This window comes from Microbacterium sp. ZOR0019, assembly GCF_000800925.1.
GTDB classification, from domain to species: domain Bacteria; phylum Actinomycetota; class Actinomycetes; order Actinomycetales; family Microbacteriaceae; genus Microbacterium; species Microbacterium aurugineum.
The window spans coordinates 27,617-52,974 of record NZ_JRKC01000050.1 but is presented as its reverse complement, the minus strand read 5'-3'; the positions used below and the strand labels follow the sequence as shown (position 1 = coordinate 52,974).

Annotated in this window: 21 protein-coding genes and 1 pseudogene; 17 read left to right on the top strand and 5 right to left on the bottom strand. The window is 66.3% G+C overall.

All coding sequences use genetic code 11. The features are described 5' to 3' along the window. Positions 1-131 precede the first annotated feature (131 nt). Together purE and L978_RS10665 are read left to right on the top strand one after the other, a co-directional pair. Positions 132-599: a 5-(carboxyamino)imidazole ribonucleotide mutase gene (gene purE, locus L978_RS10670; RefSeq protein ID WP_047523092.1), complete on the top strand. Its 468-nt coding sequence runs from the start codon at positions 132-134 to the stop codon at positions 597-599. Next, positions 596-2,050 (top strand): LCP family protein, encoded by a 1,455-nt coding sequence (locus L978_RS10665; protein ID WP_047523034.1) that lies wholly within the window; start codon positions 596-598, stop codon positions 2,048-2,050. The genes purE and L978_RS10665 overlap by 4 nt, the downstream gene beginning before the upstream one ends. Before the next feature lie 212 nt (positions 2,051-2,262). Here the strand turns inward: L978_RS10665 and L978_RS10660 are convergent, their stop codons facing one another. After that, complete coding sequence (locus L978_RS10660) at positions 2,263-2,871, bottom strand: hypothetical protein (protein WP_047523033.1); 609 nt, start codon at positions 2,869-2,871, stop codon at positions 2,263-2,265. Between the two features lie 143 nt (positions 2,872-3,014). After that, complete coding sequence (locus L978_RS10655) at positions 3,015-4,778, bottom strand: DUF4012 domain-containing protein (RefSeq protein WP_047523032.1); 1,764 nt, start codon at positions 4,776-4,778, stop codon at positions 3,015-3,017. A 122-nt stretch (positions 4,779-4,900) separates the two neighbouring features. Between L978_RS10655 and L978_RS10650 the strand changes: the two genes are divergently transcribed. The 12 genes from L978_RS10650 (at position 4,901) to L978_RS10590 (ending at position 19,193) form a co-directional block, all read left to right on the top strand. Then, entirely contained in the window at positions 4,901-5,974 is a 1,074-nt protein-coding gene (locus tag L978_RS10650; RefSeq protein ID WP_047523031.1) for a glycosyltransferase, read from the top strand. Between the two features lie 101 nt (positions 5,975-6,075). Next, positions 6,076-8,532, top strand: a complete 2,457-nt coding sequence (locus L978_RS18390; RefSeq protein WP_081997014.1) for an FG-GAP repeat domain-containing protein — start codon at positions 6,076-6,078, stop codon at positions 8,530-8,532. Between the two features lie 83 nt (positions 8,533-8,615). Further along, complete coding sequence (locus L978_RS10635; RefSeq protein WP_047523030.1) at positions 8,616-9,539, top strand: ABC transporter permease; 924 nt, start codon at positions 8,616-8,618, stop codon at positions 9,537-9,539. After that, a complete protein-coding gene (locus tag L978_RS10630) occupies positions 9,536-10,273 on the top strand; it encodes an ABC transporter ATP-binding protein (RefSeq protein WP_047523029.1) in 738 nt (245 codons plus the stop codon). Before L978_RS10635 ends, L978_RS10630 begins: the two co-directional genes overlap by 4 nt. Beyond that, a complete protein-coding gene (locus tag L978_RS10625; RefSeq protein WP_047523028.1) occupies positions 10,270-12,195 on the top strand; it encodes a DUF6541 family protein in 1,926 nt (641 codons plus the stop codon). Before L978_RS10630 ends, L978_RS10625 begins: the two co-directional genes overlap by 4 nt. 31 nt (positions 12,196-12,226) lie before the next feature. Next, positions 12,227-12,955 (top strand): glycosyltransferase family 2 protein, encoded by a 729-nt coding sequence (locus tag L978_RS10620; protein WP_047523089.1) that lies wholly within the window; start codon positions 12,227-12,229, stop codon positions 12,953-12,955. Then, complete coding sequence (locus L978_RS10615) at positions 12,952-13,404, top strand: DUF2304 domain-containing protein (RefSeq protein WP_081997013.1); 453 nt, start codon at positions 12,952-12,954, stop codon at positions 13,402-13,404. The genes L978_RS10620 and L978_RS10615 overlap by 4 nt, the downstream gene beginning before the upstream one ends. Continuing rightward, on the top strand, positions 13,401-14,591 hold the full coding sequence (locus L978_RS10610) for a glycosyltransferase family 4 protein (RefSeq protein ID WP_052193585.1): 1,191 nt from the start codon (positions 13,401-13,403) through the stop codon (positions 14,589-14,591). Before L978_RS10615 ends, L978_RS10610 begins: the two co-directional genes overlap by 4 nt. A gap of 88 nt (positions 14,592-14,679) precedes the next feature. Then, complete coding sequence (locus L978_RS10605; protein ID WP_231555042.1) at positions 14,680-15,291, top strand: acyltransferase; 612 nt, start codon at positions 14,680-14,682, stop codon at positions 15,289-15,291. After that, on the top strand, positions 15,288-16,385 hold the full coding sequence (locus tag L978_RS10600) for a DegT/DnrJ/EryC1/StrS family aminotransferase (protein ID WP_047523027.1): 1,098 nt from the start codon (positions 15,288-15,290) through the stop codon (positions 16,383-16,385). Before L978_RS10605 ends, L978_RS10600 begins: the two co-directional genes overlap by 4 nt. After that, positions 16,385-17,380 (top strand): Gfo/Idh/MocA family protein, encoded by a 996-nt coding sequence (locus tag L978_RS10595; RefSeq protein ID WP_047523026.1) that lies wholly within the window; start codon positions 16,385-16,387, stop codon positions 17,378-17,380. Before L978_RS10600 ends, L978_RS10595 begins: the two co-directional genes overlap by 1 nt. A 25-nt stretch (positions 17,381-17,405) precedes the next feature. Then, positions 17,406-19,193, top strand: a complete 1,788-nt coding sequence (locus tag L978_RS10590) for an ABC transporter ATP-binding protein (protein WP_231555041.1) — start codon at positions 17,406-17,408, stop codon at positions 19,191-19,193. A gap of 7 nt (positions 19,194-19,200) precedes the next feature. Here the strand turns inward: L978_RS10590 and L978_RS10585 are convergent, their stop codons facing one another. Beyond that, the gene (locus L978_RS10585) at positions 19,201-20,175 is read right to left on the bottom strand and encodes a hypothetical protein (RefSeq protein WP_047523025.1); all 975 of its coding nucleotides are present in this window, start codon (positions 20,173-20,175) and stop codon (positions 19,201-19,203) included. 83 nt (positions 20,176-20,258) lie between these two features. Between L978_RS10585 and L978_RS10580 the strand changes: the two genes are divergently transcribed. Both L978_RS10580 and L978_RS18385 read left to right on the top strand, forming a co-directional pair. Continuing rightward, a complete protein-coding gene (locus L978_RS10580; RefSeq protein WP_047523024.1) occupies positions 20,259-21,332 on the top strand; it encodes a glycosyltransferase family 4 protein in 1,074 nt (357 codons plus the stop codon). Next, complete coding sequence (locus L978_RS18385; protein ID WP_052193576.1) at positions 21,329-22,534, top strand: glycosyltransferase; 1,206 nt, start codon at positions 21,329-21,331, stop codon at positions 22,532-22,534. Before L978_RS10580 ends, L978_RS18385 begins: the two co-directional genes overlap by 4 nt. 153 nt (positions 22,535-22,687) lie before the next feature. Here the strand turns inward: L978_RS18385 and L978_RS19300 are convergent, their stop codons facing one another. Next, a complete protein-coding gene (locus L978_RS19300; RefSeq protein ID WP_442921820.1) occupies positions 22,688-22,807 on the bottom strand; it encodes a transposase in 120 nt (39 codons plus the stop codon). A gap of 31 nt (positions 22,808-22,838) precedes the next feature. Between L978_RS19300 and L978_RS19145 the strand changes: the two are divergent. Continuing rightward, a pseudogene (locus L978_RS19145) lies at positions 22,839-23,501 on the top strand (IS5 family transposase); the annotation flags it as partial. A gap of 260 nt (positions 23,502-23,761) precedes the next feature. Here the strand turns inward: L978_RS19145 and L978_RS18570 are convergent. After that, on the bottom strand, positions 23,762-24,715 hold the full coding sequence (locus tag L978_RS18570; RefSeq protein ID WP_197055649.1) for a M23 family metallopeptidase: 954 nt from the start codon (positions 24,713-24,715) through the stop codon (positions 23,762-23,764). Positions 24,716-25,358: the final 643 nt, after the last annotated feature.

Sequence of the window (25,358 nt, the reverse complement as noted above, 5' to 3'; positions counted from 1 at the left end):
GGCGCACCTCTCACGGTCGGACATGCGGGACAAGACGCGCGCCGTTCGGGGTTTCTCACAGCGGTAGACCGTAGCCTGATCTGGTGACTGAGCCACTGCACTCCTCCGCTGCCCCTCTGGTCGGCGTCGTGATGGGATCCGATTCCGATTGGCGCGTGATGAGCGATGCGTCTCAGGCGCTCACCGACTTCGGCATCCCGCATGAGGTCGAGGTCGTCTCGGCCCACCGCACACCGGACAAGCTCATGTCGTATGCGCGGGAGGCCCGGTCCCGCGGTATCCGGGTGATCATCGCCGGCGCCGGGGGAGCGGCCCACCTTCCGGGCATGCTCGCCTCGATGACGCCGCTTCCCGTGGTCGGCGTTCCCGTGCCGCTCGCCTACCTCGACGGCATGGACTCCCTGCTCTCGATCGTGCAGATGCCCGCCGGCATCCCCGTCGCGACCGTGTCCATCGGCGGCGCCCGCAACGCGGGGCTCCTGGCGGCCCGCATCCTGGGGACGGCGGATGCGGATCTCGCCGACCGGGTGGACGCATACGCCCGCGATCTCGAGACACAGGTCGAGGAGAAGAACGAACGGTTGAAGGGGTCGCTGTGACCCTTGCGCCTCCGCGCGCAACACAGCGCCCGCTCATCGAGACACGCCCTCTGCGGCACCCGGATGTCGCTGACCCGGGGATGATGGCCAAGCGCGGGTGGTGGCTCGTCGCCCTCAATCTCCTGGTCCCCGGATCTGCGCAGGTGCTCGCGGGCAACCGCAGGCTCGGCCGCTTCGGGCTCGGCGCGACTCTGCTGGCGTGGCTGCTCGTGGTGGCGGCGCTCGGCCTCGCCCTCTTCGCCCGCCCGGCCCTGCTGTGGCTCACGATCGGAGGCGGGCTGTTCTCCGCCGCGATCCTCACCGTCGTCCAGGTGCTCCTCGTCGGCTACATCGTGCTCTGGGTCGTGTTGACTTTCGATGCCCTGCGGCTGGTGCGACTCGTGAAGGTTCCCGGACCCTCTCGCCTCGCCATCCCGGTCGTCGCGCTGGTGCTGCTGGGGCTCGTGAGCGGTGGCGTCGGGTATGCCGCGACCGCGGTGGGGTCGGTGCGCAGCACGATCGGGGCGATCTTCGGACAGAGCGGACCGAGCGTCGAGCCGAGTGACGGCTACTACAACATCCTGCTCCTGGGTGCGGACAGCGGCGACGGGCGTGACTCGATGCGCTTCGACAGCATCTCGGTCGTCTCGGTGAACGCCGATACCGGGGCCGTGACGATCACCGGCATCCCGCGTGAACTCCCGAACGCGCCGTTCAGCGAGGGGAGCCCGATGCAGGAGCTCTACCCGAACGGCTTCGAAGGGCACGGATCTTCCACCTGCGGGTGGAACGGATGGATGAACCACATCCGCAACGCCGCGGAGGTCTGTCGAGAAGACGGCGGCACCGGGCTCTATCCTGACGCGAAGGCCAACGGCTCCGAGCCGGGTATCGAGGCGACGAAGGACGCGGCGGAGGGTGTTCTCGGAATCGAGATCCCTTACTACGTCTTCGTCGACATGCACGGGTTCGCCGAGCTCGTCGATGCGCTCGGTGGAGTGCAGATCAACGTCACCGAGCGTCTGCCCAAGGGCGGACCGCCGGAGGGCTGGACCGGCACCGATGTGAACGAGTGGGCTATCGGCTGGATCGAGCCGGGGGAGCAGCGGATGGACGGTGACACCGCCCAGTGGTATGCCCGTTCGCGCTACACGACGAGTGACTGGGATCGGATGAAGCGTCAGCGGGAGCTGCAGGAGGCGATCCTCGCGCAGTTCACCCCGCAGACGGTGCTCACGAGGTTCAACGAGGTGGCGGCGGCGGGGACGGCTCTGATCAGCACGGATCTCCCGTCGGACAAGCTGCCGGAGTTCTTCGATCTGATGCTCAAGGCGAAGGAACAGCCCGTCACGACGATCGAGCTCACCCCCGATTCCGGAGTGGATGAGCACCAGCCGGACTACGCGTACATCCACGATCTGATCCGGCAGACGTTGCACCCCCCGACGGAGACGCCGACCCCTGCGCCCTGACACGGTGCCTTCCAGTCATCGGGTGCACTCCGTCGCGGCGGGAACGGGCGAGGTGGGCGCCGGGTGCGCGACGAAGCCCACGGTCACCACCTTCGAGGAGGAGGAGGAGCCGTGGGCTGGCGGTGCGCCGGCCGGACGCACCAGACGACGGTGATCGGAGGGGGAGGGATCACCGTCGTCCAGTCGACCACCGCGCGAGGCGGCAGCCGGACCTAGGCGCGCTTGCGGCGAGATGCTCCGACGGCGACCAGGGCGCCACCGGCGACCAGCGCTGCGGCGCCACCGCCGAGGAACCACGGCGAAACGCTGCCGCCGGTGAGGGCGAGTTCGAACCCGCCGGCAGACGCCGCGTTGTCTCCGCCCGTGAGCGGCAGCTCGGTACCCGCCGGAGCCACACCAGGATCGTGGTCGCAGGACGTGGCCGCGTCGTGGCCGTGCGAAACCGTGATGGTGGCGGTGTACGAACGCGATCCGTTGAAGGAGACGGCGTACGAGCCCTCACCATCGGCCGGGGGTCGGAACGTGTAGGTCAGTCCGCCGTCTGCGCCAGCGGTGCTGCCCGAGCCCGCGGCCCGAGCGGCCTCGAGTCCGGAGATGGAGACGCTCACGTTCTCGGAAGGCAGGAAGTATCCTGCTCCGAAAACGATGGTCGAGACCTCGCAGGTGTCGATGATCGGGTCGCTGACCTTGACTCCCGGAGGCGTCGGGTAGTCGTTGGACGACGCGGTCGGAGCGAGCGTCGGCGCCGCCGTCGCTACGGCCGGCGCAGCGAGTACGAGCGCGCCAGCGGTGAGGCTGATGGCAGCCAGTTTCTTCAGCATGATTTCTCCCCAGAATTTCACGCGGAATCGCCTCCGGATACACCCCTGCATCCGACTGCGTGGAGCCTTCCTGCCCCCACGGCAGGTTTGCAGACCCCAGATATTCCCCAGTGAGTCGACAGTACCCTATCGAGCCAGGAAAGTCACGATGCGCAGGTCAGTGGTCTGCGTGTCGCATCCGGCTCGTCGACCAGCGGTGTGTGCAGGATCTCCGTGAGCCGCTCTCCGGCGCCGGTTCCCTGGTACTCCACGGTGATCGTCGTCGATTCGCCCGGCGCGAGCGAGACCTCGTGCTGCACCACGGAGCGGCCATCGAGCATGGCTGTCTGCACGCCCTCTTCTTCGCCGTCCCGGTCGATGTGGGAGGGCGTCGCGCCGGCAGGGCCGTAGACCGCGATGAGTGTGCGCACCGTGCCGGCGGGGACCCCGTAGTAGCCGTCCCCGGTGACGTAGGCGGGGAGGGACGTCGCGGCGTCCGCGGGCGCGGCGTTGGTCCACGTCACTTGCACCTGAGTCGTCGGCGCGCCGTTGCAGGTGCCCACGGAAGTCGAGAAGGCGCCGCGGGCGTAGTAGTCCATCTTCCCGCCGGTGCTGTCGTTGATCAGCACGCCCACGTAGGTGGCGTCCGCATCGTCCTCGGGGATCGTCCCTCCCAGCGCGGACGAGGCGAGGAACTCCTCTTCGTCCGCGTGCGCACTCCAGATGCGGATCCGGCCCTCCTCGGCGGATTCGGCCAGGGCTCCGATCAGCGCCTTCGGGTCCCCACCGGACAAGGCTGCGCTGAAGAGCGCACCGGCCGCTTGGGCGAAGATCTCATCCTGTACGGCGGGGTCGGGGACGGCCGCGTAGATCTCCGAGAGCAGGATGCCGGTGATGTTCTCGGCGGTCGCGGTGAACGGCCCGAACGTGAGGTCTCCCGTCACGGCCATCAGGTTCTCCGCGACGATGGCGTCGACGGCGATGACGCCATCGACCGTTCCACCGAATCGTCCCGTCCACCGCGCGGCGATGGTCTCTCCGGCCTCGGTGAAGTCCGGGATGCTGGTGATGTTCTGCAGGAAGCGGCCCGGCCGATCCTCGAACAGGGCGACCGTCGAGTCGCTGAGCGGCAGGGGGGTGTCGAGGGCGGGGAAGTCCCGTGTCGAAGCCTGCTTCTGGAGGGTGATCTTCCCGTTCTCCGCATGGAGCAGGGCGACTGAGCCGATGATCCCGCCGGACGAGCGCAGTTCTGCGTTGTTCTGCATCGCCAGCACGTAGTTGCGGGGGCCTTCCCCTCCGAGCATCGTCGGCAGGAGGACGGCGGCGCCGTGGAGTGCACCGACCGCGGTGGCAGCCTCGGTGACGGCGGACCGCATCTGATCGATGGCCTCTGCGAGCGGCGGCAGGGTGGCGTCGGCGTCGATCCGTCTGGCCTGCAGCTCCGCAGTTCCGAGCGCGGTGCTGGCCGTGCGGAGCGGCTTCTCGATCTCGGCGAACGGGGCGAGGTCGATGGTGCCGCCCACGAACCCGAGGCTTGCGAGATCGAGGCCGTCCGCCACCTCCAGTAGAGGGGCGAGAGCATCCGTTGAGACGCTGTCGGCGATGTCGGCGATCTCGCTCACGGCACGGAAGTTCGGCCCGAGCCAGGGGACGAGGCCGAACGCCTGCCACACCGGGTCCGAGGTCAGGTCGGCGGCTGAGGCTGCGCTGCGTGCGACGCTCCGGGCGACCGGCTCCGCGCCGTCGAGGTCTCCCGCCGCGATCGTCTTCTTCAGCTGCGTCGCCCCGTCTGCGACGTCCTGGAGGTCGTTCACCGCCCCGATCCCCCGAACGGTGACCCACCCGATCGCGATGAGGAGAAACGCGAGGAACGCGCCGATGGTCCACCCGATCCATCGGCGTCTGACGGGAAGCCGGCCATCGCTCACCCGAGCATTCAAGCATGAACGGTGGTGCCGGTGGTGGCCGGAAACTGTGGGAACGCTGATATTCATGCGCCACGGGTGGTGCGCTCCACGGGGGCGTCGCGGCCCGAGGATAGCCTGAGCGCATGGGAGCTCGGCTGCGTTTCGTTCTGGATCAACTCGGCCAGATCGTCGACCCCGATCTCGCCTCCGCTGCGGTGGATCTGGCCCACGGAGTGATTGCGACAGCACCCTCCGGTTGCACGGTGGACCTCATCGTTCCGGCGGGCTCCGAGGCGACGATCCGCGGAGTGGGAGAGGTGCGCACCCTCGGTCTGGCGCGTCGTGAGCTGGCGGCCTCCTGGCAGCTCGGCATCGCTCCCGGGGTCGGGGGCGGCATGATCCATTCGCCGAGCCTGTTCGCTCCTCTCGTGAAGCACGATCGCGTCCACGACGATGACCAGACGACGGTCACCCTGTGGGACCTGCGCGCGTGGGATGCACCGGAGCTGCTGCCGAAGAACCAGGTCTCCTGGCAGCGAGGGATGCTCCGCCGGGCGGTCAAGCATGCCGATGCCGTCGTGGTGCCCTCCCACGCGGTCGCTGCGCGGCTCTCCGAACTCGCGCGTCTGGGTGATCGCGTGCGTGTGATCGCGGGGGCGCCGCCTCGAGGGTTCGTCGTCCCGGATGACGCCGATCGGCGCCGGAGTGCGCTGTCGCTGCCGGGCGAGTACATGGTGCTCACCGGGTCGGAGTCGTCCTTGCGGGACGGTTTCCGCGGGGCCGTGGCGGCGGGGATCGAGGCTGTCGTGCTCGATGCTCCGGACGGGGCGGAGCCTCGCTACGTCGAGATCGCATCCGCAGCGGGCCTCCCGGAGCGTCGCACCCATGTGCGGGGTGTGCTGACGGTCGAGGATCGTGCGGCCGTGCTCGCCGGTGCGTCTGTCTTCGCCACGACTCACGAGTTCGCGGGCTGGCCGTGGCGGGCCGTCGAGGCGATGACGCTCGGCGTTCCCGTCGTAGCGGTCGACAGCGGCTCCCATCGCGACGTCATCGCCGACGGCGGCACTCTCGTCACGGGGGACGAGATCGCTGATGCGATCGAGCAGGCGGCGGGACCGGCGGCCGAGCGCCTCCGGATTCTCGCGTCCGACCGGTCGAGGGCGTTCTCCTGGGCCAGCTCGGGGGAGCGCCTCTGGAGCCTGCACGCCGACCTGTGATCCGCTGAGAACCACCTGCGCATCAGGGCGACACGCCGAAAACTTGCGTCGCGAACGGCGCAACAGTGGCATCATCGCGCAACTTCCGTCACACTGGTCACATGTCTCGACGTGCCCCACGCTCGCGAAACACCCTGAGGACCTACCCACTCCTCACCTGTTTCCTCGCTGTCTCCGCTCTGGTGATCGGCACGGTGGTCCCCGCCACCGCCGCCCAGGCCTCCGTCTCCGCGCCCACGGCGAGTGTCTCGAGTGCCGTGGCCGATCCGGCCGCGACCGGAATCGCGAAGAGCACGCTCGTCGGCTTCACGCCGGGCAACATCATCAGCGACGCCGTGTTCACGAACAAGAGCACGATGACCGAGGCGCAGATTCAGAGCTTCTTCAACAGCAAGGTCTCGCGCTGCCTCGGCGGGCGGGATGAGAACAACGAGCCGATCGTCTGTCTCAAGGACTTCCGGATGAACACCGTCACGCGTCCCGCGGACGCGTACTGCTCCGGCTACTCCGGCGCCGCGAACGAATCCGCGGCCCGCATCATCTATCGCGTCTCCCAGGCCTGCAACATCAACCCACAGGTGTTGATCGTGATGTTGCAGAAGGAGCAAGGGCTGATCACTCACGTCTGGCCGAGCGCGTGGCGCTACCGGATCGCTCTGGGGCAGGGCTGCCCTGACACAGCGCCGTGCGACCCGAACTACATCGGCTTCTTCCACCAGATCTACGGCGCGGCGCGCCAGATGCAGATCTACATGGAGGGCAAGTGGTTCCAGTGGTACGCGCCGGGCAAGACCTGGAACATCCTCTACAACCCGAAGGCGTCTTGCGGGTCGGCCCCGGTGTATGTCGCGAACAAGGCGACCTCGGCGCTCTATTACTACACGCCGTACCAGCCCAATGCCGCCGCGATGCGCGCGGGCTACGGCGAGGGCGACGGATGCTCGGCGTACGGCAACCGCAACTTCTACAACTACTTCACCGACTGGTTCGGCTCCACGCAGGGCAAGCCGACCGCGGCTCCGCCGACGCTCGCCTCGGCCAACACTTCTCCCTACGTCCTCGCCACGTCCGCTGATGGCACGGTTTGGGGGTACCCCTTCGCCCGAGGGGTCTGGGGCAAGGCGGTCTCGCTGTCGACGGGCCTGACTGATGTCTCCTCGGTTCACCTCGTGGGCGATACGAACGGTGACGGTAACCGTGACATCCTTGCGGTCGGCAACGACAAGCGCGCATGGTCCCTGCTGGGCGCGGGCGACAAGACTTTCTCCGCCCGCACCCAGATCGCCGTCGACTGGTCGGGGAGCGTCATGGTGACGCCCGCGGGAGACTTCGATGGCGACGGTGTTCCCGACATGTTTACCACCGACAAAGCCGGAGCCCTGTTGCTCTGGCGCGGGGACGACCGTGGGGGCTTCCGCGCGCCGGTGACCGTCGGCTCGGGGTGGAACGGGATGAACATGCTCATCGGCGGCTTCGACTTCAACGGCGATGGCCGGCCGGATCTCGTTGGGCGCGACTCCGGGGGGCGGCTCACTCTCTACAAGGGGGACGGCCGCGGAAAGTGGGGCGGATCGTTCCGGATCGGAACCGGCTGGCAGAACATGACCGCGATCATGAGCCCGGGCGATTTCGATGGGGACGGGCGTCCTGATCTGCTCGCCCGCGACGCCGCAGGGACATTATGGCAGTACGCCGGCGACGGCCAAGGAGCACTGAAGGACGGCAAGAAGGTCGGGACCGGATGGCAGTCGATGGTCTCGATTCAGGGACCGGGAGTTCCCGTGACGAAGGCTCGCCCCATGAAGCCGGGAGCTGGCGACGTCGACAACGACGGGAAGGTGGATGTCGTCGCCACGGCAGCCAACGGCTCCGCGATGCTGTACTCGGGGAACGGGGCGGGCGGGTGGCTGAGCTCGCGGACGATCGCGAGCGGCTGGGGCACTAACGACAGGGTTCTGCCCCTGGGGGACTTCACGGGCGACAGCAAGCGTGACATCGGGCGCATCGACGAGTCCGGGCGGTTCCTCCTTCATAGCCAGGTGGGCGTCAACGGAGATGCGCAGCAGATAGGCCAAGGCTGGGCGGGTCTCGATCTCCTGATCGGGGCGGGCGATTTCGACGGTGATCGGCTCCCTGACGTCCTGGCCCGCGACGTATCGGGAAATCTCATTCTCTACTCCGGCAACGGCAAGGGGGGCTGGCTGGGTTCCAGCGTCGTCGGCAAGGGGTGGTCGAGTATGGACGCTGCCTTCTACGCGGGAGACTTCGACGGCGACGGCAAAGCGGGCGACATCATTGCTCGTCGAACGGATGGGACCCTGTGGCTGTACTCGCTCACTGGTAAGGGGACGTGGGGTGATTCGCGCCAGATCGGCAAGGGCTGGGGCGCGATGGCTCAGATCCTCTCCCCTGGTGACTTCGATGGCGACGGAAAGATCGATGTCCTTGCGCGCACAGTTACCGGCCAACTCCTGCTCTACAGCGGTGACGGCCGCGGTGGATGGCTGTCCTCGCGGGCTGTGGGCAGGGGCTGGGTATCGGTCGCGCCGATCGGGTAAGCACACAGGACACCGGCGCGCGTGTGGCATAGGATGGGGAAGTTCTGAGCGGCAACCGTCGCCGTCGCCGAATGAGTGGGCCTGTGACTGATACCCGAGATCTTTTCGCCGCCGTCCCGCGTTCCGAGTTCGACACCCCTGGCAAGAGCCGGGGACTGATCGATGTCGTGCGCTGGCGCTATCTGCTGAACCTGCTGGTGCGCACGGGAGTGACCACCCGGTACCGCAACTCGGTGCTCGGATGGACGTGGTCGTACGTGCGGCCCGCTGCCCAGTTCCTGGTGTTCTGGGTCGTGCTGGGCATCTTCATGGATCTCGATCGAGGTCTGCCCAACTACGCGGTCTACCTGTTCTCGGGGATCGTGGTGATCAACCTCTTCTCCGAGGGGTTCAAGAACGCCACGACATCGATCGTCGGCAACGCGGCTCTCGTGCGCAAGGTGTTCCTGCCGCGCCAGTTGTTCGCCGTTTCGGCGGTGATCGTCGCGTTCGTGCACTTCCTCCCGCAGGTGGGGCTTCTTCTCGTCGTGTGTCTGTTGATGGGATGGGTCGCCCACATCTCCCTCCTGTCGGTCCTGGCGATCTTCGCCGGGATGATCATCGTGATGGTGTTCAGCCTGGGCCTCGGGCTCTTCTTCGGTGCAGTCAACGTGCGATTCCGGGACGCTGAGAACATCGTCGAGCTGATGCTCCTCCTCGCCACCTGGGCATCGCCGGTGCTCTACGGCTGGACGCAGGTGCAGGACGCGATCGTGGATCGTCTCGGGTGGCCCCAGTGGATCGTCGAGGTCTACATGCTCAACCCGATCACGCAGGGCGTGGAGCTGTTCCACTACGCGTTCTGGCGGCCGGCCACGGAGGGAATGGTCTCCGCCTCCGGCATGATCGACATCCCGCCCGGTCTCGCCTGGAACACGCTCTGGACGTTCCTGATCGCCGTGGGAACCCTCCTGTTCGGCCAGTTCGTCTTCCGACGCCTCGAGGGAAGGTTCGCACAAGACCTATGAGCGAGCAGACCATCATCAAGCCCAGCATCATCATCGACGGGGTGCGCAAGCGGTTCACGCTGAACCACGCGTTCTCCCTCAAGGACACCGTCGTGGCCTGGATCAAGCGGCGCAAGCTGACGAGCCAGTTCGAAGCGCTCAAGGGCGTCGACGTCACGATCGGCGAGGGCGAGTCCGTCGCGATCCTCGGCTTCAACGGATCGGGCAAGTCCACCCTGCTCAAGCTCATCTCCGGCGTGATGGAGCCCGACGTCGGCGAGGTCCTCACCCGTGGCCGTGTCGCCGGGCTCATCGAAGTCGGCGCGGGGTTCCATCCAGAACTCTCCGGCCGCGAGAACGTCTTCCTCAACGCAGCGATCCTCGGTATGAAGCGACACGAGATCGAGGCCCGCTACGACGAGATCGTCGCCTTCAGCGAGATCGAGCAGTTCATCGACCAGGAGGTGAAGCACTACTCCTCGGGGATGTTCATGCGCCTCGCCTTCTCCGTCGCGATCCACGTCGAACTCGATGTCCTCCTGGTCGACGAGATCCTCTCCGTCGGCGACGCGCCCTTCCGTGAGAAGTGCCGCCTCAAGTTCGAGGAGCTGATCGCCGAGGGCAAGACACTCGTCGTCGTCAGCCACGACATGGAAATGGTGCGTGAGCTGTGTACCCGTGGCATCGTGATCAACAAGGGCGAAGTCGTGTATGACGGCGAGGTGGGGGGCGCAATCGCGCTGGTGGACGTATGATCCTGCATTGGCTGGCAGAGACCCCGGCGCTTCTCGTCGCGACAGCGGTCGTGTTCGTGCCGGGGATACTCGGGCTCTACACGATCGGGCTGCGCGGCCTCGCGCTGCTGGCAGCAGCTCCGGTCTTCGGCGTCGCCGCGACAGCCGTGCTCGCCCTGGTCTTCGGCGCTGTCGGCGTGCCGTGGTCTCCGCTGAGCTGGACGATCGGCGTTCTCGTGCTCGTCGGAGCCTCATGGGGGGTGGGGCGCTTTCTGGGGGCTGAATCGCATAGGACGAAGGCCGAGTGCCCGGCATGGTTCCTGCCCGCCGCGATCGGGGGAGGAATCCTGATCGGCATGTCGCGCCTCATCGCGTACATCGTCGATCCCGCCGGTATCTCGCAGACGAATGACGCCGTGTTCCACATGAACGCCGTGCGGTTCATCGTCGAGACGGCTGACGCGTCCTCCCTCCATGTCAGTGAGGTCGTGGGCGGGTCCGGCTTCTACCCGGCGGCCTGGCACGCTCTGGTCTCGCTGATCGTTGGTTTCACCGGGACCAGCATCCCGATCGCAGCGAACATGCTCACCGTCGTCATCGGCGCACTGATCTGGCCACTGGGAATCGCGTGGCTCTCGCAAACGATCACAAGTTCGCGTGCGGTCGCGGCATATGCCGCAGTGCTGTCGTCCGCCCTGCAGACCTTCCCGCTGCTCATGTTCCAGTGGGGCGTGCTCTTCCCTAACGCTCTCTCTACCGCACTCGTGCCCGCCGCCGTGGCCTGGGTGATCCTGCTGGCTCAATGGCCGAGTTCGGACCGCGTCCGGGGATTCATCCGCGCGACCCTCGTGGTCGCGGTCGTCGTCGCGGCGCTCGCGCTCTCGCAACCCGCAGCTCTGCTCGTCTGGGTGGCCATCTGCGTCGTCTGGGCGACATCCCAGCTGCTCAGTGTCGTGTCGAGAGAGGGGCTCGCTCTGCGCATCGGACTCGTCGTCGTGTTGTGGGCTACCCTCGGAACGGTATGGTTTGTGCTCGCCAAGGGCACCAGCGGGTCTCACTGGCCCCCGTTCCGAGGCAAGCTCGAGGCGTTCGTCGATGTTCTCCTCAACGGCCAGGTGCTGATCCCGTTCGCGTGGACGATCAGCGTCCTCGCGCTCCTCGGCGTGGTCGTGGTCGTGCGCGACACAAGTAGTCGCTGGCTCGTCGGCATCTGGGCCGGGGTGTCAGCGCTCTACGTCCTGGTGGCATCCGTCGGCCATCCACTCGTCCGTGATGTCCTTCTCGCCCCGTGGTACGCAGACCCCTACCGGCTGGCGGCGCTCGCTCCGATCGCAGTCGTTCCACTGGCGGCGATCGGAGCGGATGCCTCGACCAGATGGATCACCGGGCGGATTCGTCCCCGCATCGCCGATGTGAGGATCGCGCCGATCGGTGTGGCGGCCGCTGTCGTCCTCATGCTGATCCTCGTGCTGGTGCGGCCCGTCGCGATGCCGGCGTTCCTGGATGGCACCTATGATCGCGAGTCGCGCTATGTGCTGACATCCGACACGTTCCTCGACTCCGACGAGCGCGAGCTGCTCGAGTCGCTTCCGACGCGCGTCGACCCCGGTTCGCGCGTGATCGGAAACCCGTCGACGGGCACCGGATTCGGGTACATGCTGAGCGGTGTCGATGTCTACCCCCGCACGTGGTCGCAGCCCACATCTGCGGCATGGGTTGTGCTCTCCGAGCGACTCCGCGATGCGGGCGGTGACCCCGAAGTCTGCGACGCGCTCGCGACCCTCGGGGATGCGCGGTATGTGCTCGATTTCGGCTTGGGTGAGGTTGGTCCAGGACGTTATGAGCTGCCCGGAATGACCGACTTCGAGGGTCAGGACGGCTTCGAAATCGTCGCTGCCGAGGGGGACGCGTCACTGTGGCGGATCACAGCGTGCGGACCGTAGGCCTTCCGTGCGCCCGGCTAGGATCGAGATGATGGGTGCGACAGAACAGCGTGTCCTCGTCGTCATACCGGCGTGGAACGAAGAAGAGTCCGTCGCGGACGTGGTCGGCGACGTCGTGGCTGCGGTTCCCCGCGCCGTCTGCGTCGTCGTGGACGACGGGTCGGCGGACTCCACGTCGGAGGCCGCCCGCAACGCGGGAGCCGTCGTTCTGACGCTGCCATTCAACCTCGGCGTCGGCGGCGCGATGAGGACCGGCTTCCGCTATGCACGAGCCAACGGCTTCGAGGTCGTCGTGCAGGTGGACGCGGACGGTCAGCACGACCCGGCCGCCATCCCGGCACTGATCGACGGTCTGAAGGACGCGGATCTCGTGATTGGGGCACGCTTCGCGGGAATCGGCGACTACAGTGTCGCGGGACCGCGACGCTGGGCGATGAGGATGCTCGCCGGGGTGCTGAGTCGAGTCACCCGTGGACGGCTGACCGACGTGACGAGCGGATTCAAGGCCTCGGGACCGCGAGCAGTGCGGTTGTTCGCCGACAACTTCCCGGCCGAGTATCTCGGCGACACGATCGAAGCGCTGGTGATCGCCGCGCGCGCGGGTCTGAGCATCCGCCAGGTGCCGGTGGAGATGCGCGTCCGGCAGGGCGGCGAGCCCTCGCATCATCCTGTCAAGGCAGCGATCTATCTGATCAGGGCCTGCGCGGCGTTTGGGCTGGCGATGATGAGGCCGCGCACTCGTCTGGAGGGGATCTCGTGAACGGTGTGACCTATACCTTCGGCATCGTCGCCGCGCTCGTCGCGCTGTTCGCGATCGTCGAGCTCATGCGCAAAGGCACGCTGCGCGAGCGTCATGCGGTGTGGTGGTTCTTCGGCGGCCTGTTCGCCCTCGTTATCGCGGTGTTCCCCCAGACTCTCACCTGGGCGGCCAAGCTACTCGGTGTCGCGGTACCTTCCAACCTCGTCTTCTTCGTCGCGATCGGACTTCTTTTCCTGGTGAGCCTCCAGTACGGAGCCGAACTCACGAGGATTGAAGCGCGGATGCGAAACCTCAGTGAGCACGCGGCATTCGTAGACCATCGTCTGCGCGTGCTCGAGCGGTCGAACCCGAGAATCGACGCCGTGAGGGGCGATGCTGATGCGGAGTCGCACGGCAGTAGTTCCGCCGCGCGCCCTGACGGCGACGACCCTGAGGATGTGGAGCGGTGAACGTTCAGAACTCGGAGCAGCCGATGCGGGTGACCATCGTCACCCGCATCTTCACGCCGGAGCCCTCCGCCGGTTCCCTGAGGTTGCAGGCGCTCACGGACGAGCTGGTCCGACGCGGTCATGACGTGCGGGTGATCACGACCAGGCCTCCCCACTGGATCCCTCTCAAACCGTATACGGGGGAGACGATCTCGCGCTGGCCCGTCCTCCGGGATCGCGACGGCTACGTGCGCGGATACCTTCAGTACTTGAGCTTCGACGTTCCGCTCGCTTTCCGGCTTTTGTTCGGGCGGCGAACGGATGTCTATGTCATCGAGCCACCTCCGACCACCGGCGCTGTCGCACGGGTGCTCGCGTGGGTCCGCCGCCGTCCCTATGTTTATTACGCGGCGGACATCTGGTCCGATGCCGCTCATATGACGGGGGCCGCATCCTGGGTCATCGGCGCCGTGCGGATGGTCGAGAAGCTGGCTATCCGGCGCGCCGCGGACAATCTGGTCGTCTCGGAGGGGGTCTCTCGGCGGATCGAGGAGCTCGTTCCCGGCGCAGCGATGACGCTGGTGGGGCACGGGGTCGACACGGACCTGTTCTCCCCTGACGGCGACAGGGTGACCTCGCCGTCAGATGTGGTCTACGTGGGGACTATGAGCGAGTGGCATGGTGCCGGAGTGGCGATCGACGCGCTGGCCATAGTGATGGCTGAGGACCGTTCGATCACCGCGACGTTCATCGGACAGGGAGCAGACCGCCAGTCGCTCAAGGACACAGCAGCTCGACACGGCATTGCCGATCGTGTGCAGTTCCTCCCGCCTCTGCCTGCTGGGGAGGCGGCCCGGTGGGTGCGGTCTGCGAGGGTCGCCCTTGCGACCCTCAAACCGGGTGCAGGGTATGACTTCGCCGTGCCGACGAAGCTCTACGCGGCGATGGCCGTCGGAACGCCGGTCGCGTTCAGCGGGCCGGAGCATCTGCAGGCTCTCGTGACGACGGAGCGGCTCGGCGAGGCAGCGTCCTTCGATGCCGCAGACTACGCACGTGCGATCTCGGCTGTGCTCGCACGCAGTGACGGCTCACCCGTCGAGCACCTGACCGATTGGGCCGTCCGTAACGTGTCGGCGCGATTGGTGGCCGAGAGGTGTGCGGATGCTGTGAGTCGCGTCGTAATCGATGATCCGGATCGACGAGTGTGATCGCGCCCCAGCGGGCTCGCAGACACCCACAGATAGAATCTCAGATTGTCGTCCACGCGATCCGACGATGCCGACCCGAGGAGTTCCATTGACACTGCGCAGCCACGTGCGGATCTTAGACTCCGCTGATGTCTCGCCCGACGCCACCATCGGTCAAGGGTCTGCGATCTGGCACCTCGCGCAGGTGCGTGAGAAGGCGCAACTGGGCGAGAACTGCATCGTCGGACGCGGAGCATACATCGGCACCGGCGTCGTCATGGGCGACAACTGCAAGGTGCAGAACTATGCGCTCGTCTACGAGCCGGCGAAGCTGGGCGACGGCGTGTTTATCGGACCGGCCGTCGTTCTCACCAACGACACCTACCCCCGGGCGATCAACGCCGACGGCTCGATCAAGAGCGCTCACGATTGGGAGCCGGTCGGCGTCACGATCGAGCGCGGTGCGGCGATCGGCGCCCGCGCCACCTGCGTCGCCCCCGTCACGATCGGTGCATGGGCCACGGTCGCCGCCGGTGCCGTGGTGGTCAAGGACGTTCCGGCATACGCGCTGGTCGCGGGCGTGCCGGCTCGCCGTCTCGGGTGGGTGGGCGAGGCTGGTGTGCCCCTCACTGCCGGCGGCGACGAGAACACCTGGGTGTGCCCTTCGACGGGCGCGCGCTACATCGAGACTGACGGAACACTGACCAAGGAGATCGTGTGAGCGAGTTCATTCCCCCGGCAAAGCCCATCATCGGCGACGAGGAGCGCGAGGCCGTCGACCGCGTGCTGCACAGCGGCATGGTCGCGCAGGGGCCGGAGGTCGCCGCCTTCGAGCAGGAGTTCTCGGCGCATTTCGTGCCCGGTCGGCCGTCCGTCGCGGTGAACTCGGGCACGGCGGGCCTGCACCTCGGCCTCCTGGCTGCGGGTGTCGGTCCGGGCGACGAGGTCATCGTGCCCTCGTTCACGTTCGCCGCGACCGGCAACTCGGTCGCGCTCACGGGCGGAACGCCGGTGTTCGTCGACATCGAGCCGGAGACGTTCACGCTCGACCCTGCGGCGGTCGCAGCCGCGATCACCCCGAAGACCAAGGGGATCCTCCCGGTGCACCTTTACGGGCACCCCGCGCGGATGCGTGAGCTCGAGGCGTTGGCGGCGGAGCGCGGCGTCGCTCTCTATGAGGACGCGGCGCAGGCGCACGGTGCGTCGCTCGACGGTCGTCCGGTCGGCTCGTTCGGCGAGTTCGCGATGTTCAGTCTCTACCCGACGAAGAACATGACCAGCGGCGAGGGCGGGATGGTGACGACCGCGACCGATGAGCTCGCGCGCCAGGTGAAGCTCCTGCGCAACCAGGGCATGGAGCGCCAGTACGAGAACGAGGTCATCGGCTTCAACGCACGCATGACCGACATCCACGCCGCCATCGGTCGCGTGCAGCTGACCAAGGTCGACGCCTGGACGAAGACCCGCCAGTCCAACGCCGCGTTCCTCGACGCGAATCTGGAGGGCGTCGTCGTCCCGCCGGTCGCCGATGGAGCGGTGCACGTGTACCACCAGTACACGATCCGGGTCCCCGAGGACCGCGATGGATTCGTCGCCGCGCTCAAGAGCGAGTACAACGTGGGTGCGGGCGTGTATTACCCGATCCCGAATCACCGCCTGCCGTCCCTGACGCACTTCGCGCCGGGTCTCGACCTGCCGGAGACGGAGCGTGCCGCGCGCGAGGTCGCATCGCTGCCCGTGCACCCGTCGCTGAGCAGTGACGACCTCGAGCGCATCGTCGCCGCGGTGAACGCCGTCGCGAAGGCGGGCGCCTGATGGCTCTGCGCGCGGGACTCCTCGGCGTCGGGATGATGGGACGCCACCACGCACGTGTGCTCAGGGAGATCGATGGCGTCGACCTCGTCGCGATCGCCGATCCGGGCGGAGATCCGCACGGTGTGGCCGGTGACCTGGAGATCCTGCCCGATATCGATGCACTGATCGCTGCCGGCATCGACATCGCCGTGGTCGCGGTGCCGACACGCTTCCACGAGGATGCTGCACTGAAGTTGGCCGCGGCCGGGGTGCACACTCTCGTCGAGAAGCCGATTGCACACAGTGTCGAGGCAGGCCAGCGGATGGTGGACGCCTTCGCTGCCGCCGGGCTGGTCGGAGCGGTGGGGCACATCGAGCGTTTCAACCCGGCTGTGCAGGAGCTGCGCCGCCGGATCGAGGCCGGGGAGCTGGGAGCGGTCTACCAGGTGGCCACCCGCCGTCAAGGGCCCTTCCCCTCGCGCATCGCCGATGTGGGGGTCGCGAAGGATCTGGCCTCCCACGATGTCGACCTCACAGCCTGGGTCGTGCAGAGCGACTACGAGCGTGTCTTCGCGCAGACGGCGTTCAAGAGCGGCCGCGAGCACGAGGACATGATCACCATCACGGGCCGCACGGCCTCGGGCGTCATCGTGAACAACATCGTCAATTGGCTGAGTCCGATGAAGGAGCGCGTCACCGTGGTCACGGGAGAGAAGGGTGCTTTCGTCGCCGACACCTCGACCGGAGACCTGACGTTCTACGCCAATGGCACGATCCCTCTGGAGTGGGAATCCGTGTCGTCATTCCGCGGGGTCTCGGAAGGAGACGTCACGCGCTACGCGTTCGCCAAGCGCGAGCCGCTGCGCGTCGAGCACGAGGCCTTCCGCGATGCCGTGCTCGGGCAGAAGACCGACGTCGTGACCATGGAGCAGGGCCAGCGGACACTCGCGGTCATCGAGGCAGCCCTCGAGTCCGCGCACAGTGGCGCTGTGATCCACCCAGAAATGGCGCTGTGATTCTCCTCGCGAGTTCAGAAGTGGGGTGCCGCTCGTGAAAGCGCTCTGGTCGACGCTCAAGGAACTACTCGAGCTGCTTCCCGGGGATGCCCGCGCGTTCCTCATCCGATACTCCGTGTCGTCGTCAGCGCTTGCGCTGATCGACATCCTCGCGCTCGGACTCCTCGCTCTGATGATGGCGCCGCTCGCCTCGAACCAGCCTGTCCGGCTTCCGATCATCGGGGTGGTCCCACCGGACAACGTGATCTGGGTGCTCGCAGGCGCCTGCGCGCTCATGGTGCTGAAGTCGCTGATCGCACTCGCGCAGCAGTGGTACGTCACTCGGCGGATGGCCCACTTCGAACTGGCGATCGGCGATCGTCTTTTCAGCGCATACATCCGTGCGCCGTGGCTCGAGCGTATGAAGCGCAACTCGGCCGAACTCGTTCGCATGGCCGATGTTGGCATCGCTAACACCACGTCAGGGCTGCTCCTGCCCGTCGCTTCGCTGCCGTCGCAGGTCGTGACGTTCTTCTCCGTATTGGTGGTGCTGTTCGTCGCTCAGCCGATGATCGCAGTCGCCACCATCGTGTACCTCGGCATCGTGGCTGCACTGCTCTACGGATGGGTGTCGCGACGAGCTGTCAAGAATGGCCGAATGAACCGTGATTTCTCCTTCCGCACGGCGACGCTTATGACCGAGATGGTGCAAGCCCTGAAGGAGATCACGCTCCGGGACAAGGCCAGCGAGGTGGCGGCGTTGGTTAACCAGAACCGAGCGGTGGCGGTAAGAGCCCGAGCGACGATCGGCTTCCTCGGGGCGATTCCGAAGTTCGTGATCGATTCAGCCGTCATCATCGGCTTCCTGATCATCGGTGGCGTCGGTTTCCTGACCGGTGGACTCAGTGGCGCGTTCTCGTCCATCGCGCTGTTCGGTATCGCGAGCTTCCGAATGGTACCGTCGATGTTGCAGTTCCAGGGCGTGATGACGTCCACTGCATCGACCCTCCCGCACGCGAGGGCGGTGATCCGCGATATCAAGGCCGCCGAGGGTTACATCCACAAGGCAGAGGTGATCGGAGACGGAGCGCTGCAGGAGCATCCTGTGGAACTGGTCTTCGAGGACGTCGCCTTCACTTACCCTGGGTCTGATCAGCCCGCTCTGCGGGATGTGAATCTGCGCATCCCGTTGGGCTCGCACGTCGCGTTCGTCGGAGCATCCGGGGCCGGGAAGTCGACGATGGTGGATCTGATCCTCGGGCTGTTGACCACGAAATCGGGCCGGATCCGCGTGGACGACACGGATCTTGCCGACGTCCTCGGCGCTTGGCGCAGACGCGTGGGCTACGTCCCGCAGGACGTGGCGCTCTTCGACGGGACAGTCGGACAGAACATCGCGCTCACGTGGAGCGAGGAGTACGACAGGGACGCAGCATGGCGAGCGGCCAACGGGGCGCAGCTCGACGCCGTGGTGCGCGCTCGCACCGGCGAATTGGACGCTCAGATCGGTGAGCGCGGACTCGCTCTCTCCGGTGGCCAGCGTCAGCGGCTCGGAATCGCACGTGCGCTCTACACCGACCCCGTGGTTCTCGTCATGGACGAGGCGACGTCTGCACTCGACACGCAGACAGAGGACGCGGTGACATCGGCGATTCGCGAGCTCCGTGGTGCAGTCACAGTGATCACCGTGGCGCATCGACTGGCCACAGTGCGGGACGCGGACATCGTTTGCTTCTTCGCCGGCGGCAGGATCGTGGCTCAGGGAACGTTCGACGAGGTTGTGGCGGCGGAGCCGGAGTTCGCTGCGCAGGCTCGGCTCGCCGGTCTTGCGTGAGAGCAGGTCAGCGGGAGATTCGCCGATAGGTCTCCTGGATTCCGGTGATCTGTCCGCGGGCCGTATGGTTCTCCAGAGTCCAGCGCTGGGAACCGAGTTCCCGTGCTGCGGACTCGGGGTCTGCGAGGTCGTCCATGATCGCCGAGAAGACGGCGTCCACGTCCCCGTTCCGGATGGGCAGAGGTCTTCCGTCCGGGCCGGGGTAGTGGTCGCCCACGGCCGCGAGGGGAGCGCCAATCGCCATCGCCTCCAGTTCGGAGACGGACAAGATGCGCGTGGCCTGTCCGACGACGACGGATGCGTTGGCGAGGAACTGCAGGTAGTCGGCGTGGGGTGCCTTCGGGATGAGCTTTACACCGAGACGCGCTGCGTCGCCGGCACCCGGACCCCAATCGAGGCCTTGTACGGGGACGCCTGCCGCGATCAACCTCGATGCGACCTGGAGCATGCCCTCCAGACCCTTGACGGCTTCCCAGCGGGATGCGAACGCGACGTAGCCCTGAGGATCCCATGAGGGCAGCGAGGTCGGGTCGAACACCACCGGAAGATATTCGGCATCGGGGCGAGCGGTCGTCGCGTCCTCCGCGTTGTCCGGTGTCGAGTAGTAGACGTGCGCGGCACCATCGATGTAGCTCTGCAACCGGGCATGCCTCTCGGGCTGGTGCCAGAGGGTGCGAATGTCAGTGCCGTGCAGGTGTAGCGCATAGGGCCTTGTTGGGATGTAGCGGGGCGCGATGCGCGCGACTGTCGTGGCGTAGTGGACATGGATGACGTCGGCTCGCGCGGCGGCGACGCCGATACGCGCGAGCGTCCGATAGGTCTCGAAGCGCGTCGGGCGAGACTTCCCAGGACGAACGGGGGGCCAAGTGAGCTCGGGAGGCAGGAGACGCCACTGCAGTCCTTGCGCTTGCGCGGCCCTGACGAGGTTGGCGCCCACGAAGGCGCAGTCGTTCAGGTGCAGCACGCGTGGGTTGGTTGGCATGCACCCATGCTAGAGGGCGGGGGCGTCCACCCGGACCAGGTCGATCGCGAAGGGAACAGCGCTCGGCTTGATAGTCTTCGTGGGTGCAGATCGTCGTAGTGACCACTTGGTTCCCTACGGACCGCAATCCCGGCGCCGGTTCGTTCATCGCCCGTGATGTCGCCGCTCTCTCCCAAGACCATGACGTGCGCGTCGTGCACCTGGTGCCACCGGAACTCGATGATGGTTCTCGAGAGCGTCGGATCGGCTCGGTCGGAGTGCGATCGGTCCCGGTCGACGTGCGCACTCCGCGCGGGCTCGTGTCTTCGACGCGCGGGCTTCCGGCTCTGCTGGCGGGCAGCGACGTGGTTCACACCATGGCAGCACCTGGTCTACTGCCCTTCGTGGTGCGAAAGCCGTCGCAGCCCTGGGTCCACACCGAGCATTGGAGCGGAATCGCGAATCTGCGAGCAACGCCGAAGGGCCGTGCGGTCGGACCCCTCATCCGCCGGACATTCAACGCTCCAGGCCGTGTGGTCGCAGTGAGCGACTACCTCGCTGATGCGATCCGTTCCTATCGGACGGCGCCCGTCGACGTCGTCGGCAACATCGTCGATCTGCCAGATGCGGTCTCGGCTGACGGTGTCCCGTTCTTCCGAGGCGACCGCCTGAAGGTCCTCGGTGTCGGCACGGTGAACTCCAACAAAGGGTGGCGCTTCGCCGTGGAGGCGATCAGGGAGCTTCAGGCCTCTGGAGTGCCCGCAGAGCTCGTCTGGCTCGGCGGAGGCGCCGAGTACGACGAGCTCGCCGCCGCTGATCCCGAGCACGTGCGTGCGCCGGGACATGTTCCTGCCGGTGCGGTGGCATCGGCGATGGCTGAAGCGGATGTCTTCCTGCTCCCGACCGTCTCGGAGACCTTCTCGCTCGCCACCGTCGAGGCGCTCACCGCAGGTCTGCCCGTCGTCGCGACCGGCGTCGGAGCGCACGGGGCTTTCCTCACTCCTGATTCCGGGAGGCTCGTACGGAGGGAACCACGCGCGATCGCAGAAGCACTGCGGGCCGCATCCGTACTCGATCGCACCGGCGTGCGAGCTCGCGGACGGGAACTGGCGGAAAGGTTCGACGAGTCGAGCTTCCGACGTCGCTACAGCACGATCTATGAAGAGGTGGTTCGATGAGTGACTCACGACGCGAGAACGCGGCGGCCCCGACCGTGGACATGATCGTGGCCGTGCACGACACGCGGCGGAACATCCGCCGCGCCGTGGGCTCGATCGTCGATGTCGAGGATCCCACGATCCGGGCTTTCGTCGTCTGCCACAACCTCACGCGTGCGGAGGTCGAGAAAGAACTCGCGCCACTGATTGATGCGCGCCCAGGGCGCATCCGGATCGAGGTGCTTGCTGATGGCATCCCGAGTCCGTCGGGGCCCTTCAACTTCGGCATGGCCGCCTCAGACGCCACCTACGTCGGAATCATGGGTTCGGACGACGAGCTCGACAGCGACGCGATCTCGCAGTGGCGCTCGCGGGCCGAGGCGACGCAAGCGGACGCCGTGATCGCCAAGGTCGTGCGAGGACCCTTGCGGAATCTCGTCCGCTCACCCCCCAAGCGGTTGTGGCGGACAGGCACGCTCGACTTCGCGCGGGATCGCCTCTCCTATCGAAGTGCTCCGCTCGGACTGATGCGGCGAGATGCGATCTCGCGCCTCGATCTGCGGCTGCTGGACGGCGCCCGCAACGGTGGCGACCTGCCTTTCGTTACTCGTCTGTGGTTGGGCGGCAAGATCGTTCCTGCGTCGGGTCTCGCGGCGTACGTCGAACATGCCGACGCGCCGGTGCGGGTGACGCACGTCGCGAAGCCGGTGGCTGAGGAGCTGACCGCGATCAGGGCGACCCTCGACGATGTTGTCGTGCAGAGGATGGGTGTCTCCGAACGGACGGCGCTGGCCACCAAGATGCTTCGACGCAACCTCACCGACTCCGTTCGCAAGCGCAACGGGGGGAGCGCGTTCACCGTGGAGGACTGCGCGGCGATGGCGGAGTTCATCGGCCGCATCGATGCGTTCTCGCCGTCGGCGCGACACATGCTGTCACGCGCTCAGGCTCGGATGTTCGAGGAGCTCACCCGACCCGAGCCCGATCTCGCCGTGGTCGCAGAGCACGATGCGGCATCGAATCGGTACCGAACCCTCGATGCGATCCTGCCCGCCCGGACGAAGTACCTCTTGCATCCGCAGGGGCAGCCTCGTTTCATGGCGGCGACGGCGCTCATCAAGGTCGGCTCGTCCCGGTACTTTCCCGCCGCCCGTGCCGTGTTCGTCGCTCTCGTCTCAGCCGCCATCGTCGGCGTTCTGGCTCTGGCCTTCTGGCGCAGCTGAGCCGGTGCCGCGCCCGGGCGCAAGCCGCCAAGAATAGGATCCATGCGTATCGCCGTCGTGGCCCTCGGAAAGATCTGGCTCCCTCTCGCCGTCCAGTTCGCCTCCTCCGGTCACGATGTGATCGGCGTCGCCGTCAACCAGAAGGCGGTCGACTCAGTTCCGAAGACAGGACTCGCTGATCTCGAGATCACGCGCGGTCTCGCCGACAGAGTTTCCCTGGGCGACCAGGTCCAGGGCTCGACGCCGGAATTCCGGCGAGTGGGCAGCAGGCATCTCACGGACTACTCTCTGAGACGATCATCGCCTCAGAGAGGAGTCCGGGAAACCGGGTCAAGCTCCGAGGCTCTCGGATGCGCGGTCGATGCGGGAAGGCATCATCTACCGGTATCGGCGTGGGATCGCGTGGCGCAACCTGCTGGATGTATTCGGTCCTTGGCAGACGGTATGGACCTGGCATCGGCGTCGCGCCACCGCGGGGCGTGGGACGCCATCGTGTCGATGCTAATCGTGCAGGCCGATGCCGAAGGGCTGGTGGACCGGTCCGTGTCAGCGGACTCCACGATCGCCCATGCGCATCAGTACGCGACGAACACGACGCGACCCACAGGGGCCTGGATCGAACTACACGAATCCGGAAGTCGAGCCGCCTGATCACGGCATCGGCCGCTCGAAGGGCGGCTTGTCGTCGAAGAGCCATCAGCTCGTCGACGGCAACGGCCTCCCGCTGGTCACCGTTATCACGCTGGGCCAGGCTGGCGATTCACCGATGCTGATCCCGATGTTCGAGCATCTGCGCGTGGCGCGCGACATCGGCCTCCCCCGCACCCGCCCGGATGCCGTCCGGGGCGACAAGGCGTATTCGTCTCGCGTGATCCGGGCGCACCTGCGCGGCCGCGGGACCCAGGCCGCGATCACGGACCCACGCTACCAACACGATCACCGCAAGGCGTCTGCTGCGCGAATAGGTGTCAAGATGTCACCTATTCATGCAACAGACCCCCTCGAGATAGTCGCCGCGCGACTTCCGTACAGTGATGCCGGCGAGGTACACCTCAGCGTTGTCGGGGGTGCGGAAGACGGTAGGCGACTGACTCGAGGGGGGCAGAATCCACTTCCAAGGCCGTTGCGCGGGCGCGCCGTAGATCTGAGCGCACCGAACGCGTACGAACGCCCCCACCTCGCCATGGCGCATGGGGGCGTCCATGGGCCTCCCGAACCATCCCGGATCTAAATGTTCCCGAAGTTCAGACTCATCTTTGCAACGCGTGTTTGGTTTACCCCGCCTTGCGGGCAGCGGGCTGCGACGAACAGGTGATTTCCGGCCGGGACCGCGATCATGGTGCTGAACTCGACGGAAGAAGCTCCTCCGACGACTCCGGGGAAGGTTGCGCTGAATCCACCTGAATAAACACTCGTCGTCGCGTTCAAGAGGAAGTACTGAAGCATCAGTACTTTCTCGGGCGTGTGTCCGGCGAAGCCAGCGTGTGTTGTGATCTGATAGAGGCCCGATCCGCCGGCACCCGCCGCCATGTCGAACGACCCATCCGCGAAGTAGAGGCGAGTATTGGCGCTCGTACCGATCGGTACGTTGTAGTTTCCTTGACGGCGGTGGTAGATGGGCACAGAATCATCCTCCGATGGTGGTGTGGTGGCGTTGGCCAGCGGCGCATTGTGAAGTAGTGGATAGGGATCGATGCAGGCGCCGGGGTAGCTCATGCTGCCCCGGCGGATCTCCATGTGGAGGTGCGGACCGGAAGATCGTCCGGTCCTTCCGACCTCGCCGAGCAGCTCCCCGCGCGGGATGTAGGTTCCCACGCTCGCGCGAGTGTTGCTGCCTTCGAGCATGTGGCCGTAGATGGAGTAATACCCATCTGCGTGGCTCAAAATGACATGTTGGCCGTACGGCCCTTGGAACATGTTCGTGTGCACGTAGCCATCTGCGACCGCATGGATAGGGGTTCCGAGCCCGGGGGTGTAATCGATGCCGTAGTGCGGTGCCCCGGGATTGAACCCGCGGCTTTGGGAGGAGCGAAAAGTGAAAGGATACCCCCAGGTAACTGCCGCTTGCGCAGTCAGCGGGCCACCAAGCGTCCCGACTGCGGTAGCGACGAGGGATACACCGGTAGCGGTCATGAAGGTTCGTCGGGTGAACCGGGTGTGCGAAACAGGGATCTCGCTCATTGATGATGTCGCTCTCATTGCGGGGGTTTCGGGGTGCGTTCCGGATGCCATGGATTCACTCCGTCGGCCCGGGTATCCCGGCAATCCATTCGGCGATCTCAGCATCAGAGAGGGGCTGAGTGGCACCGTACGCATCGAAAACGGGCTCTTCGCGCGTGCCACCGATGACGCAAAGGGAAACGGCGTCCCGCTCCATCGACCGAGACGGCACAATCACCAGCCAAGATCCCTCTACGGCTCGGGGTTCAACTCGACCCGATGCTCGGTCGTACTCGACATCCAGCTCGTAGGACTCAACGCTTCGATCAATGCACAGATCGACGAGGCCCTCGTTCGTAAATCCGTTCCCGAGCTCTCCTGACCCGATGGGGCTGGTTGTCGAGGTCGGGATCGGAGCGGTACCGATCGATGTGCACCCCGAGAGCATGACGCTGATGATCGCTGCTGCGCCTAGTGCCGTTGTCTTGATCTTGCGTGGCGGACTCATGACGCAACCGTATTGAGTAACCGACGCCGCGCGCTGTCCTCACTTTGGTCTACAGACAACCTCGCAACGAGTCGTTACAGTGCGGCCCGACATTCGTTCCGTTCTTCAAGTAAGGCTGGAACATCATGAACAGGAAGCGCTCGGCGCGGCCCGTGG